The organism is Pararhizobium qamdonense (assembly GCF_029277445.1).
GTDB lineage: Bacteria > Pseudomonadota > Alphaproteobacteria > Rhizobiales > Rhizobiaceae > Pararhizobium > Pararhizobium qamdonense.
In genome coordinates, this window is sequence record NZ_CP119566.1 from 1,733,396 (window position 1) to 1,747,447 (window position 14,052).

Consider the following 14,052-nt stretch of genomic DNA (forward strand, 5'->3'; position numbering starts at 1 on the left):
TATTTGACAGTTATGATGTTTGATTCCAGTTTGCGACGATGTGCGCCAGCGTGCTCGGGAGCGTTAAGGCCTGGGAGGGCTTTCTTTCACCCCTTAAACTTCCGCCAAGAGATTCTGATCTCTCGGCATGCGAAGCGCTGCACATATCGAGGCCGGCCGGTCGCCGCCTGGATCAACACTCAGGGAGAGATACATGAGATTAGTTACTTCGCTTCTCGCCGCCGCAGCGCTCAGCGTGGCGTCGTTCGTCGTTCCGGCGATTGCCCAGGACAAGGGCACCGTTGGCATCTCGATGCCCACCAAGACCTCGACCCGCTGGATTTCCGACGGCGAGACCATGGAAAAGCTGTTCAAGGAAGCCGGCTACACGGCGGACCTGCAGTTTGCTGACGACGACATTCCAAACCAGCTGGCCCAGATCGAGAACATGGTCACCAAGGGTGCCAAGGTTCTGATCATCGGCGCCATCGACGGCACGACGCTCTCCGACATCCTGGCCAAGGCGCACGAAGCCGGCGTCAAGGTCATCGCTTACGACCGTCTGATCCGCGATTCCGGCAATGTCGACTATTACGCAACGTTCGACAACTTCCAGGTTGGCGTTCTGCAGGCAACGACCCTCGTCCAGGGCCTGAAGCTTGACGGCGCAACCGAGCCGAAGAATGTCGAACTGTTCGGCGGTTCGCCGGATGATAACAACGCCTTCTTCTTCTACGACGGCGCAATGTCGGTTCTGCAGCCGCTGATCGATGCCAAGAAGATCGTCATCAAGTCCGGCCAGACCGGCATGGAAACGGTCGGCACGCTGCGTTGGGACGGTGCCGTTGCACAGGCCCGCATGGAAAACCTTCTGTCCTCGACCTATACCGATGCCAAGGTTGACGGCGTTCTGTCGCCTTACGATGGTCTCTCCATCGGCATCATTTCGGCCCTGAAGGGCGTTGGCTACGGTTCCGGCGACATGCCGATGCCGATCGTCACCGGCCAGGACGCCGAACTTCCGTCGGTCAAGTCGATCCTCGCTGGCGAACAGTATTCTTCGATCTTCAAGGATACCCGCGAGCTTGCCAAGGTTGCCGTCTCGATGACGGACGCCATCATTGGCGGCAAGGAGCCGGAAATCAACGACACCAAGACCTACGACAACGGCGTCAAGGTTATCCCGTCCTACCTCCTGAAGCCGGTCGCTGTTGACAAGACCAACGTCAAGGATGTCCTGGTCGGCGCTGGTTACTACACGGAAGACCAGATCAACAACTGATCCCATCTGTTCCATCCTGGGCCCGCGATTGATTTGCGGGCCCTTTTATCTTGATGAGACACTTGTATTGTCGCTGTGTCTGGCCTCATCATCCACGGACTGCCGCAGGAATACCCGAACATGGACAACATCATTCTTGAAATGCGGGGCATCACCAAGACGTTTCCGGGCGTAAAGGCCTTGGACAACGTCAACCTCAAGGTTCGCGAAGGTGAAATTCACGCATTGGTCGGCGAAAACGGCGCCGGAAAATCGACGCTGATGAAGGTGCTGAGCGGTGTCTATCCCGCCGGAACCTATGACGGCGAAATTCACTACGACAATGAAGTTCGCAACTTCTCAACGATCTCCGACAGCGAGCATCTGGGCATCATCATCATCCACCAGGAACTGGCGCTCGTGCCGCTTCTGTCGATCGCCGAAAACATCTTCCTCGGCAACGAACTCGCCACAAACGGCGTCATCGACTGGAAGCAGACCTTTTCGCGCACCCAGGAACTGCTCGACAAAGTGGGCCTGAGAGAACCGCCGACGGCACGCATCACCGATATCGGCATCGGCAAGCAGCAACTGGTCGAAATCGCCAAGGCGCTGTCCAAGAAGGTCCGGTTGCTCATCCTCGACGAGCCGACCGCATCGCTCAACGAAACCGATTCCGACGCGCTGTTGAAGCTCCTGATGGAGTTCCGCAAACAGGGCATGACCTCGATCATCATTTCGCACAAGTTGAACGAGATCAAGAAGGTCGCCGACAAGATCACCATCATCCGCGACGGCGGAACTGTCGAAACGCTCGACTGTCATAACGAGGATATCAGCGAAGACCGGATCATCAAGGGCATGGTCGGCCGCGATATGGAAGACCGCTACCCGGCGCGCGAGCCCAAGATCGGCGAAACGCTTCTGGAAGTGAAGAACTGGAACGTCTTCCACCAGCATCACCGCGACCGGCAGTTCCTGCACGATATCAATTTCACCGTGCGGGCCGGCGAAGTCGTCGGTATTGCCGGCCTGATGGGGGCAGGGCGCACCGAAACGGCGATGAGCATCTTCGGCAAGTCCTGGGGTCACAAGATCACCGGCGAAGTGCTGATGCACGGCAAGACCGTCGATGTCAGCACCATTCCGCGCGCCATCGATGCCGGTCTTGCCTATGTGACGGAAGACCGCAAGCATCTCGGCCTGGTGCTCAACAACAACATCATGCACAACACGACGCTGGCAAATCTCGATGCCGTGGCCAATGGCGGTGTCATTGACGGCCACCGGGAAGCCAAGGTCGCCACCGACTACCGCACCAAGCTGCGCATCCGGTCGCACTCGATCTATCAGGAAGCCGTCAATCTGTCGGGCGGCAACCAGCAGAAGGTCGTGCTGTCAAAATGGCTGTTCACCAACCCGGAGGTTCTCATTCTCGACGAACCGACGCGCGGCATCGACGTCGGTGCGAAATATGAAATCTACTCCATCATCAACCAGCTTGCGGCCGAAGGAAAAGGCATTCTGATGATCTCGTCGGAAATGCCGGAACTGCTCGGAACATGCGATCGTGTCTACGTCATGAACGAAGGACGCATCGTCGCCGAGCTTTCGAAAGCGGAAGCAAGTCAAGAATCCATCATGCGCGCCATCATGCGCTCCGGGGAGAAACACTAATGGCCGCCGAAAAAAGCGTTCAGAAAACCACACCATCCCTTGGCGATTACTTCAGAAGCAATATCCGGGAATACGGCCTGCTCATCGCCCTCGTCGTCATCATGCTGTTTTTCCAGTTCATGACCGGCGGCGTTCTGTTCCGCCCCGTCAACATCACCAACCTGATCCTGCAGAACTCCTTCATCGTCATCATGGCGCTGGGCATGCTGCTGATCATCGTGGCCGGTCATATCGACCTGTCGGTCGGGTCGATCGTGGCGTTTACCGGCGGCCTGTCGGCCATCATGCTGGTAAAGTGGGGCATTCATTACTCCATCGTCGTGCCGGTCTGCCTCATCCTCGGCGGTCTGGTGGGGGCGGCGCAGGGATACTGGGTCGCCTACCAGAAGATCCCGGCCTTCATCGTGACGCTGGCGGGCATGCTCGTCTTCCGCGGCCTGACCTATCTCATCCTGCAGAACCGGCCGATTGGCCCATTCCCGAAGGATTTCCAGTCGCTGTCGACCGGCTTCGTCCCCGACTTCCTGTATTTCCTCAATCCGCTGCCGGGCACGATCACCAACTTCTTCGCGCTTGTCGTCGTCGTCGCCCTGATTGCGCTTGCCATCTATTACGGCGTGCGCGACCGCCGCAACAATGACAAGCACGGCACCGAGAACGAGCCTTTCGCGTTCTTTGCCGGTCAGATGGCCATCATTGCCGGCGTGGCGATCTTCCTCGGCTTCCAGCTCTCGACCTACAAGGGCTTTCCGAACGTCCTGATCGTCATGGGGCTCCTGATCGCGCTCTACACGTTCATCACCACACGCTCGACGATCGGCCGCCGCATCTATGCGATGGGCGGCAACGAGAAGGCGGCAAAGCTCTCCGGTATCAACACCGAGCGGCTGACGTTCTATACCTTCGTCAACATGGGCGTTCTGGCGGCTCTTGCCGGCATGATCATAGCGGCCCGCCTGAATTCGGCAACGCCGAAGGCCGGCGTCGGCTTTGAGCTCGACGTGATCGCGGCCTGCTTCATCGGCGGCGCGTCTGCATCGGGCGGCGTTGGCAAGATCACCGGCGCTGTCATCGGCGCGCTGATCATGGGCGTGATGAACAACGGCATGTCGATCATGGGTCTCGGCATCGACTACCAGCAGCTGGTCAAGGGCCTCGTGCTTCTGGCTGCGGTCTTCTTCGACGTCTACAACAAGAACAAGGGCTGACCGGTTCCGGTCCGTCCCGCGCGCCGGGCCTTGTCCGGCGGCGAAAATGGGTGCCGGAGCGCGTCCCGCGCTGACATTTGGCGGGATGCTCCGGCCCACGCATCATAAAGAGAACGGCGGCCCTGCCGCCACCCACGGGAGCATGCGCCATGCCTCCCAATGGGTTGTCATTGCCGGAAGCCAGCCGCTGGACACCGAAACGACAGCCCGGATCGAAAAAAGGATAGTGCTGTGCTGATTTCCCAGGTGAAGAACAATGACGGATCGATCACGGTCGCCGTCCGCGAAGAAGGCCAGGCCGCACGCGCGGTCAATAACGCCGCAAGCGTCTACGCACTGGCGATGGAAGCGGCCAATTCCGGTAAAAGCCTCAAGGCGGTCGTCGAGACCTATGGTTTTGGCGCTGATGTCGATTTGCAGGACGCCTATGCCAAGGGCAATTTCCTGCCGCCGATCACCCATCCCGATGACGCGCATCTGCACCTGACCGGCACCGGCCTGACGCATCTGGGCTCGGCCTCGACGCGTGATGCGATGCACGCTGCGGTGTCCAAGGTAGAAGAGGGCGCCACAGACACGATGAAGATGTTCAAGATGGGCCTGGAAGGCGGCAAGCCGAAGCCCGGCGAAAAGGGCGTTCAGCCCGAATGGTTTTACAAGGGCAATGGCAGCCAGACGGTCGCCCCCGGCGGCGATCTCGTCTCGCCCTCCTTTGCGCAGGATGGCGGCGAAGAGCCGGAAATGGCCGGCATCTACGTGATCTCCGACACGGGCGCTCCCTTCCGCATCGGCTTTGCCGTCGCCAACGAATTCTCCGATCATGTGACCGAGCGCGTCAACTATCTCTATCTCGCCCATTCCAAGCTGCGGCCGGCAAGCTTTGGCCCGGAAATCCGGGTCGGCGAAGCGCCCAGCGATATCCGCGGAACCTCGCGCATCCTCCGCAATGGTGCCGTCCTTTGGGAAAAGCCGTTCCTGTCGGGCGAAGCCAACATGTCCCATACTTTCGCCAATCTGGAGTATCACCACTTCAAATACGGACTGTTCCGTGCGCCGGGCGATGTCCATGTCCATATGTTCGGCACGGCGACGCTGTCCTTCGGTGACGGCATCAAGACCGAGGCGGGCGATGTCTTTGAAATAGAGGCCGCCGAATTCGGCCTGCCGTTGCGCAACACGCTGGCGATTGCAGGCGAAGACGACGTGACGATCGGCCAGCTCTGATTTCTATGGATTTGACTGCGGGCGCCTGTTTGAGGGCGCCTGTGCAACCAAGGAGGCTTCAAGCCTATGACACTCCATCACAACCTGATCGCCGGCGAATGGGTCGGCAGCAACGGTGTCGAGAACATCAACCCCTCCAACACCAATGAAGTGGTCGGACTTTACGCGACGGCGAGCGCCGACGATGCCAAGACCGCAATCGCGGCTGCCAAGGCTGCATTTCCGGCCTGGTCGCGCTCGGGCATTCTCGAACGTCACGCTATCCTGAAGAAGACCGCCGACGAAATCCTCGCCCGCAAGGACGAACTGGGCAAGCTTCTGGCTCGCGAAGAAGGCAAGACCCTGCCGGAAGCGATCGGCGAGACCATCCGTTCGGCGCAAATTTTCGATTTCTTTGCCGGAGAAGCCTTGCGATTGGCAGGCGAAGTGCTGCCGTCGGTGCGCCCCAATATCGGCGTCGAGATCACCCGCGAGCCGATCGGCGTCATCGGCATCATCACGCCGTGGAACTTTCCGATTGCCATTCCCGCCTGGAAGATCGCGCCGGCGCTGTGCTACGGCAACACCATCGTCTTCAAGCCGGCCGAACTGGTGCCGGGCTGCTCCTGGGCCATCGTCGATATCCTGCATCGCGCCGGTCTTCCGAAGGGCGTGCTCAACCTCGTCATGGGCAAGGGTTCGGTCGTCGGTCAGGCAATGCTCGACAGTCCTGATCTGGCCGGTATCACGTTTACCGGCTCGACCGGGACCGGCAAGCGCGTCGCTGCCGCTTCGATCGAGCATAACCGCAAGTTCCAGCTGGAAATGGGCGGCAAGAACCCGATGGTCGTGCTTGACGATGCCGACCTCACCGTCGCCGTCGAAGCCGCTGCCAATTCCGGCTTCTTTTCGACCGGCCAGCGCTGCACCGCATCGTCGCGTCTGATCGTCACCGAAGGCATCCACGACACGTTCGTGGCGGCTCTGACCGAAAAGCTGAAGACGCTTGTGGTCGATGATGCGCTGAAGGCTGGCACCCATATCGGTCCTGTGGTCGATGAACGGCAGCTGGCAACCGATACCGACTATATCGCGATCGGCAAGCAGGAAGGCGCCAAGCTTGCCTTCGGCGGCGAGACGATCACCCGCGACAATCCGGGCTTCTACCTGCAGCCGACGCTGTTTACCGAAGCCACCAACCAGATGCGTATCTCGCGCGAAGAGATTTTTGGCCCCGTTGCCTCGGTCATCCGGGTCAAGGATTACGACGAGGCGCTCAGCGTCGCCAATGACACGCCATTCGGTCTGTCGGCCGGGATCGCCACGACGAGCCTCAAGCACGCGACGCATTTCAAGCGCAATTCGGAAGCCGGCATGGTCATGGTCAACCTGCCGACAGCCGGTGTCGATTTCCATGTGCCGTTCGGCGGTCGCAAGGCTTCCTCCTTCGGCTCGCGCGAGCAGGGCAAATATGCGGCCGAGTTCTTCACCGTGGTGAAGACGGCCTACACGCTGGCGTAAAGACGTTACGCCGGCGTGAAGACATTTCAGGACCGGGCAAGGCCCGGTCCGCTCCCTCTTAAAGGACAAGGACTATGACGAAGAAAGCGGAATGGCCGCGCAGGCTGCGGTCCCAGGAATGGTACGGCGGCACGAGCCGCGACGTGATCTACCATCGCGGCTGGATGAAGAACCAGGGGTATCCTCACGACCTGTTCGACGGACGCCCGGTGATCGGCATCCTCAACACCTGGTCGGATATGACGCCGTGCAACGGCCATTTGCGCGAGCTTGCCGAAAAGGTGAAGGCGGGCGTCTGGGAGGCCGGCGGCTTCCCGATGGAAGTGCCGGTGTTCTCGGCATCCGAAAACACCTTCCGTCCGACCGCAATGATGTACCGCAACCTTGCGGCTCTCGCGATCGAGGAGACGATCCGTGGCCAGCCGATGGATGGCTGCGTGCTTCTCGTCGGCTGCGACAAGACCACGCCGTCGCTGATCATGGCTGCGGCCTCCGTCGATCTGCCGTCGATCGTCGTCACCGGCGGCCCGATGTTGAACGGTTATTTCCGCGGCGAGCGCGTCGGCTCCGGTACGCATCTGTGGAAATTCTCCGAAATGGTGAAAGCCGGCGAGATGACGCAGGACGAGTTCCTGGAGGCGGAAGCCTCGATGAGCCGTTCGTCCGGCACCTGCAACACGATGGGCACCGCCTCCACCATGGCCTCCATGGCCGAAGCGCTCGGCATGGCTCTTTCCGGCAATGCCGCGATCCCAGGCGTCGATAGCCGCCGCAAGGTGATGGCGCAGCTCACCGGCCGCCGGATCGTGCAGATGGTCAAGGACGACCTGAAGCCTTCCGACATCATGACGAAACAGGCCTTCGAAAACGCCATCCGCACCAATGCGGCCATCGGCGGATCGACCAATGCCGTCATCCATCTGCTCGCCATGGCCGGCCGGGTCGGCATCGACCTGACGCTCGACGACTGGGACCGTTGCGGCCGCGACGTGCCGACCATCGTCAACCTCATGCCGTCCGGCAAGTACCTGATGGAAGAGTTCTTCTATGCCGGTGGCCTGCCTGTCGTCATCAAGCGTCTGGGCGAAGCGGGCCTGCTGCACAAGGATGCGCTGACGGTGTCGGGCGAAACCATGTGGGACGAGGTCAAGGACGTCGTCAACTGGAACGAGGACGTCATCCTGCCAACCGACAAGGCGCTGACCCAATCGGGCGGCATCGTCGTGGTGCGCGGCAATCTGGCGCCGAAGGGCGCAGTTTTGAAGCCATCGGCAGCGTCGCCGCATCTGTTGATGCATCGCGGCCGGGCGGTGGTGTTCGAGGATATCGACGACTACAAGGCCAAGATCAACGATGACAATCTCGATATCGACGAGACCTGCATCATGGTCATGAAGAACTGTGGACCGAAGGGCTATCCGGGCATGGCCGAAGTCGGCAATATGGGTCTTCCGCCCAAAGTGCTGAAAAAGGGCATTACCGACATGGTGCGCATTTCCGATGCCCGCATGTCCGGTACGGCCTATGGCACGGTCGTACTGCATACCTCGCCGGAAGCTGCCGTCGGCGGGCCGCTCGCCGTGGTCAGGAATGGTGACTTTATCGAGCTCGACGTGCCCAATCGCCGCCTGCATCTCGATATTTCCGAACAGGAACTGGCAGAGCGCCTGTCCCAATGGAAGCCGCATCACGACCTGCCGACATCGGGTTATGCCTTCCTGCATCAGCAGCATGTCGAAGGCGCAGATACCGGCGCCGACCTCGACTTCCTCAAGGGATGTCGTGGAAGTGCTGTCGGCAAGGATAGCCACTGATCTGTATGAGTTTAAAATCGAAAAGGCGGGGCATTTGCTCCGCCTTTTCTGTTTCTGAGGGAACGTTGCAGCAAAGACAGAAAAGGACTATATATTTGGTCAGATGTACAGGAGATATGGTCATGTCAGGCAAGGCAGTCGGTGCGGCTGAATTCAAGGCAAAGTGCCTGCATCTGATCGAGGAGATGGGCGGCGATGGCGAACCGATCACCATCACCAAGCGGGGAAAGCCCGTAGCCATTCTCTCGCCGGTTCCGGACGCCGCTGTTTTCACCAGCATTATCGGCGCGATGAAGGGCAGTGTCCTGACCTATGAGGATCCGTTTTCACCGGCGGTCGAGACGGGGGAATGGGACGCGAACCGGTGATCGTCGTCGATACGCATGTGTTGATCTGGGCCGTGCAGGACGATCCAAGGCTGGGCCCGAAGGCACGGCAGATCATCGATCACACCACGAAGCATAGCCGCATTCTGGTTTCGGCGATCACGCCCTGGGAAATCGCCATGCTGGCGGAGAAGGGACGCATTGCGCTCGGGGACGATGTCGGCCGCTGGATCGACCGGGCTCTGGCCTTGCCCGGTGTGCAACTTGCCCCTCTGGACGCGCCCATCGCCGTGGGTAGCGTCCGTCTTCCTGGAGATTTGCACGCCGATCCCGCCGATAGAATGATCGTCGCCACAGCCCGTTTTCATCAGGCACCGTTGATGACAGCGGATCATGCGATCCTGGATTACGGGGCAAAGGGCCATGTTAATGTTCTGCCCGCACAGGCTTGACGCATCAATGGCCGCATAGCCCCGTTGCCGCAGGCTGCACCGGCCTGTGTAACGGCCATGCGAAGCTGTGATGCTGCACTCTCGCCGCCGTCAAGGTTCCCGACTTTGACCGAGTTCGATGTGCGAACACTTCGCCATGTTGCCGTATGGTGGGCGTGTTTTCCTGGGACCAACAGCACAGAACATCCAAGTCTGCTCCATTTTGGCACAGTTGATTAAACTGCAAGATAACGTGCTTATGCCGCGTTGACCCGGCTTGCGTGAAGCCGCATAGCGTGTGGAACGAAGGTAGGTTCAACCGGTTGCTTCTTCAGTGCCGAGCCGCTCCGGTTTCGGCTTAAGGGAAGGAGAACGTTATGAAAATCACAATCGTAAGCCTGTCTCTCGGCATGTTTGCCGCAGCCGCGGCGCTCGCGCCAATCGCTGAGGCCCGCGACAAGAACGGCAACCGTGGTGGTCTCGGTGTCAGCGCATCGATCGGCGGAAAGGGCGGGATCAACGCCAATGTCGGAGCGTCGCTTGGCGGCAGCAAAGGTGTCAATGCTGGTGTCGGCGCCTCTGTCGGCGGCAGCAAGGGTGTCAACGCCGGCGCAGGTGCATCGGTCGGCGGAAACAAGGGCGTTTCTGCCGGGGCGACCGCGTCTGTGGGCGGCAGGTCTGGCGTTAACGCAGGCGTGGGTGCCAATGTTGGCGGCAGCCGCGGCTTGTCCGCCGGCGTTGCGGCCAGTGCGGGTGGACGCAACGGCGTCAATGCCGGTGCCGGCCTTGGCCTTGGCGGATCGCGCGGCGTCAATGCGGGCGTTGGGGTCGGCATCGGCGGCGGCAACGGTGTTGGCGTTGGCGTCGGCGTAGGTGTCGGCGGCAATACGCCGGTGACGTCCAATCCCGGCACTGGCAATCCCGGCACTGGCGTCAACCCGGGCAATGGTGTCACGAAACCCGGAATGGCCTCGGTAGCCGCATTCAACAATCTGTCGTCCGCAGAGCAGCGCCGTCTCATCCGCCGTTGCCGCGATGTCACCGGTTCGGGCGGCTATGATGCGAGCCTCGTCAGCCTCTGTCGTCTGCTGCAGGCCAGCGCCGCGCGTTAATTGGGCCGCGCGATAATTGGGAATTGTAAAACGGAAAATCCCGCCAGCTTTGATGATGGCGGGATTTTCCATGCTGTCATTCGTCAGGAGATTACTGGCTCTGCGTCTGGCTTTGGCTCTGGCCCTGCTGCTCGACCGTCACCGAAACCTTGAGCGCTTCGCTGGAGGCGCCATGGATCAGGCCGGAGATCGGCGCTGCGTCCCGGTAGTCCAGCCCGCAAGCGATGCGCACATAGCGGTCGTCGGGGCACATCTTGTTGGCGGCGTCGAAGCCGACCCAGCCGAGGCCGGTGAGATGCACTTCGGCCCAGGCGTGGCTCGCCGTCTGCTCGGGATGATCCTCCATCATCAGATATCCCGACACATAGCGGGCAGGCAGCCCCAGCGTGCGCGCAGCGGCGATCATGATATGGGCGTGGTCCTGGCAGACGCCGCTTTTTTGCAAAAGCGCCTGTTCGGCCGTCGTTTCCGTTCCAGTCTCGCCCTGCCTGTATTCCACCGTTTCGGCGATTGTGCCCATCAGCGCGTGCATCTTGGCAAGGTCCGTGTCGCCAACCATCGCCTTGGCGAGATTGCGGATCGGCTTGGTCATCTTGGTCAGCGGCGTTTCGCGCAGATAGAGCCAGAGCGGCGCATAGGCCTGGTGCGCGCCGTAGACGCCGGCCTTGTCCTCGGTTTCCACTTCGCCGCACGCGACGATGCGAATCGATGTCTGGTCGCCGTTGACGCTGACGAGATTGACGCGGTTGCCGAAATGGTCGTCATAGCCGACCTCCATCTTGGCGCCCTCGACGGAGGTTTCCCAGCTGATGACGGTCTGCCCGGTCTGCGTCAGCGGTGTCAGGCGCAGCCGTTGCAGCGAATATTGCACCGGTTCGGCATAGGTATATTCGGTGGTGTGGCTGATCTTCAGACGCATGCGGTCTCTCCCATCCGAATCTCAGTTGAACCGGTAACCATCGGAGATTTCCTGTCCCAGACGGTTGTTGTGGCTGATAAAGTTCTCGATATATTCGTGCAGCCCCTGGTCCATCACATCCTTGATCGAATGGCTGCGCAGCGAGGAGAGTGTTCCCTCAGCCGTTGCGTGGGCGGCGTGCGCTTCGCCATATTCGCGCGCGAGATAGCCGAGATTGCTGACGATCTTGTCGTAGCAATAGGCAAGCGAGCGCGGCATGCGGCCGTTGAGGATCAGGAAGTCGGCAATGTTCGACGGCTTGTATTCCGCCTCGTAGACCCAGCCGTAGGACCGGTGCGCCGAGACCGAGCGCAGGATCGATTCCCATTGCACATTGTCGATCGAGGAGCCGACCTGCGACACCGCCGGAAGCAGCACGTAATATTTCACGTCGAGAATGCGGGCGGTATTGTCGGCCCGTTCGATGAAGGTGCCGATGCGCGAGAAGTTGAAGATCTCGTTGCGCAGCATCGTGCCGTGGAAAGCGCCACGGATCAGCGCGGTCTTCTGTTTGATCGCGTCGATGGCTTCCGGCAGGTCCGCCGGCTTGACGCGCCTTGCCAGCATCGTCTTCAGATCCAGCCAGCATTCATTGGTGGCTTCCCAGGTTTCGCGCGTCAGCGCGGTGCGCACCATGCGGGCATTGTTGCGGCCGGAATCGATGCAGGACATCACGCTGGAGGGGTTGGACTTGTCGCGCAGCAGGAAATCGATGGCGTCGGCGCTGGTGAGCGCCGGATAGAGGTCGTCGTAGATGTCGCGGACGCCGGAGCTTTGCAGGACGCCGTCCCAATCGTTTTCGGTTGCCTCCGAACGGGTCAGCGACATGCGCAGGCCGGCATCGATCAGCCGGGCGCTGTTTTCGGCCCGCTCGATATAGCGGAACATCCAGTAGAGGCCGTTTGCGGTTCTTCCAAGCATTGCGTATCAGTCCTCCAGAACCCAGGTATCCTTCGTGCCGCCGCCCTGGCTGGAATTCACCACCAGCGAGCCGGCCTTCAAAGCCACGCGGGTGAGCCCGCCCGGAATGATCTGCACCTTGTCGGAGACGAGGACATAAGGGCGCAGATCCACATGGCGTGGTGCAATGCCCTTGTTGACGAGGATCGGCACTGTCGAAAGCGAAAGCGTCGGCTGGGCGATATAGTTGGCAGGGCGCGCCTTCAGCTTTTCGGCAAACAGGGCGCGTTCCTTCTTGGAGGCCGTCGGCCCGACCAGCATGCCGTAGCCGCCGGACCCATGCACTTCCTTGACGACGAGGTCGGCGAGGTTTTCCAGCACATATTTCAAACTGTCGGCTTCCGAACAGCGCCAGGTCGGCACGTTTTCCAGCAGCGCCTTGCGGCCGGTATAGAATTCGACGATTTCGGGCATATAGGAATAGATCGCCTTGTCGTCGCAGATGCCGGTGCCCGGCGCATTGGCGATGGTGATATTGCCGGCGCGGTAGACATCCATGATGCCGGGAACGCCAAGCGCCGATTCGGGCTTGAAGGTCAGCGGATCGAGATAATCGTCATCGACGCGGCGGTAGAGAACATCGATCGCCTCGTAGCCGCGTGTGGTGCGCATCTTCACCTTGCCGTCGATGACGCGCAGGTCCGATCCCTCGACCAGTTCGACACCCATCATGTCGGCCAGGAACGCATGTTCGTAATAGGCCGAATTGTAGATGCCGGGGGTGAGAACCGCGACGCGCGGCTTTCCTTCGCATCCGGGAGGCGCAAGAGACGCCAGCGAATGGCGCAGCAGATACGGATAGTTCTCGACCGGGCGGACGCGGTTCTGATGGAAGAGTTCCGGGAACATCTGCATCATCGTTTCGCGGTTTTCCAGCATGTAGCTGACGCCGGAGGGCGTGCGGGCATTGTCTTCGAGGACGTAGAACTGATCCTCGCCGGTGCGCACGATGTCGGTGCCGACAATATGGGTATAGACGCCGCCCGGCGGCCGAAAGCCGATCATCTGCGGCAGGAAGGCGACATTGCGCTCGATCAGCTCGCGCGGAACGCGGCCGGCCTTGATGATTTCCTGCTTGTGGTAGATGTCGTCGAGGAAGGCGTTCAGCGCGATGACCCGCTGTTCGATGCCTTGCGCCAGCTTGCGCCATTCGCGGCCGGAAATAATGCGCGGGATGAGATCGAAGGGGATGAGCTTTTCGGAGCTGTCTGCATGTCCGTAGACAGCAAAGGTAATGCCCGTCTTGCGGAATATGTTTTCGGCCTCCCTCGATTTGGCGATCAGGCGGGCCTTGTCCTGGGCTGCGTACCAATCATTGTAAGTCGTGTAAGGCTGGCGCGGGCTATTGTCCGCATTCATCATTTCGTCAAATGCCAACGGTGTGATCCCCTTTTTTGTCATTTGAGACCAACAGCAAGGGCAATGCAAGAAGCATGCTCGATGGAAGTCAAAAGAAATTGCGGCGCAAGATCGCTGCTTTTTTGGGCTTTTGGCCGCTATCTATGGTTGGTCATGGCGCGGTTTTCATCATGAAGCACTGCAACTTGCACGCTGCGCCTCAATGACGGGAGAAGTTATCGCTTGGGGAACTGTGACAATGCT

General features: G+C 60.2%; 12 protein-coding genes. 9 read left to right on the top strand and 3 right to left on the bottom strand.

Translation table 11 applies throughout. The features are described from left to right. Positions 1 to 193 precede the first annotated feature (193 nt). The 9 genes from chvE to PYR65_RS08405 all read left to right on the top strand — a co-directional run bounded on the left by chvE (position 194) and on the right by PYR65_RS08405 (position 10,532). Complete coding sequence (gene chvE / locus PYR65_RS08365) at positions 194 to 1,261, top strand: multiple monosaccharide ABC transporter substrate-binding protein (RefSeq protein ID WP_060636984.1); 1,068 nt, start codon at positions 194 to 196, stop codon at positions 1,259 to 1,261. A gap of 120 nt (positions 1,262 to 1,381) precedes the next feature. Beyond that, the gene (gene mmsA / locus PYR65_RS08370) at positions 1,382 to 2,917 is read left to right on the top strand and encodes a multiple monosaccharide ABC transporter ATP-binding protein (RefSeq protein ID WP_060637073.1); all 1,536 of its coding nucleotides are present in this window, start codon (positions 1,382 to 1,384) and stop codon (positions 2,915 to 2,917) included. After that, positions 2,917 to 4,125, top strand: a complete 1,209-nt coding sequence (gene mmsB / locus PYR65_RS08375; protein WP_276120632.1) for a multiple monosaccharide ABC transporter permease — start codon at positions 2,917 to 2,919, stop codon at positions 4,123 to 4,125. The genes mmsA and mmsB overlap by 1 nt, the downstream gene beginning before the upstream one ends. A gap of 231 nt (positions 4,126 to 4,356) precedes the next feature. After that, positions 4,357 to 5,349 (top strand): AraD1 family protein, encoded by a 993-nt coding sequence (araD1, locus tag PYR65_RS08380; RefSeq protein ID WP_276120633.1) that lies wholly within the window; start codon positions 4,357 to 4,359, stop codon positions 5,347 to 5,349. Positions 5,350 to 5,415: 66 nt separating this feature from the next. After that, positions 5,416 to 6,849, top strand: coding sequence for an aldehyde dehydrogenase family protein (locus PYR65_RS08385; RefSeq protein WP_276120634.1), 1,434 nt, complete (start codon positions 5,416 to 5,418; stop codon positions 6,847 to 6,849). Positions 6,850 to 6,923: 74 nt separating this feature from the next. Next, positions 6,924 to 8,663, top strand: a complete 1,740-nt coding sequence (gene araD, locus PYR65_RS08390) for an L-arabinonate dehydratase (RefSeq protein WP_276120635.1) — start codon at positions 6,924 to 6,926, stop codon at positions 8,661 to 8,663. Positions 8,664 to 8,785: 122 nt separating this feature from the next. Then, the gene (locus tag PYR65_RS08395; RefSeq protein WP_276120636.1) at positions 8,786 to 9,031 is read left to right on the top strand and encodes a type II toxin-antitoxin system Phd/YefM family antitoxin; all 246 of its coding nucleotides are present in this window, start codon (positions 8,786 to 8,788) and stop codon (positions 9,029 to 9,031) included. Further along, positions 9,028 to 9,441 carry a type II toxin-antitoxin system VapC family toxin gene (locus PYR65_RS08400; RefSeq protein ID WP_328518506.1) on the top strand — a complete coding sequence of 138 codons (414 nt, stop codon included), beginning with the start codon at positions 9,028 to 9,030 and terminating at the stop codon, positions 9,439 to 9,441. Before PYR65_RS08395 ends, PYR65_RS08400 begins: the two co-directional genes overlap by 4 nt. A gap of 356 nt (positions 9,442 to 9,797) precedes the next feature. Further along, the gene (locus PYR65_RS08405; RefSeq protein WP_276120638.1) at positions 9,798 to 10,532 is read left to right on the top strand and encodes a hypothetical protein; all 735 of its coding nucleotides are present in this window, start codon (positions 9,798 to 9,800) and stop codon (positions 10,530 to 10,532) included. A gap of 91 nt (positions 10,533 to 10,623) precedes the next feature. On the opposite strand, the gene PYR65_RS08410 is transcribed toward PYR65_RS08405, so the two are convergent. The 3 genes from PYR65_RS08410 to PYR65_RS08420 are packed head-to-tail and all read right to left on the bottom strand — an operon-like array spanning position 10,624 to position 13,812. Continuing rightward, a complete protein-coding gene (locus PYR65_RS08410; RefSeq protein WP_276120639.1) occupies positions 10,624 to 11,451 on the bottom strand; it encodes a transglutaminase family protein in 828 nt (275 codons plus the stop codon). Positions 11,452 to 11,472: 21 nt separating this feature from the next. Continuing rightward, complete coding sequence (locus tag PYR65_RS08415) at positions 11,473 to 12,411, bottom strand: alpha-E domain-containing protein (RefSeq protein WP_060636991.1); 939 nt, start codon at positions 12,409 to 12,411, stop codon at positions 11,473 to 11,475. Between the two features lie 6 nt (positions 12,412 to 12,417). Next, a complete protein-coding gene (locus PYR65_RS08420) occupies positions 12,418 to 13,812 on the bottom strand; it encodes a circularly permuted type 2 ATP-grasp protein (protein ID WP_082546658.1) in 1,395 nt (464 codons plus the stop codon). Positions 13,813 to 14,052: the final 240 nt, after the last annotated feature.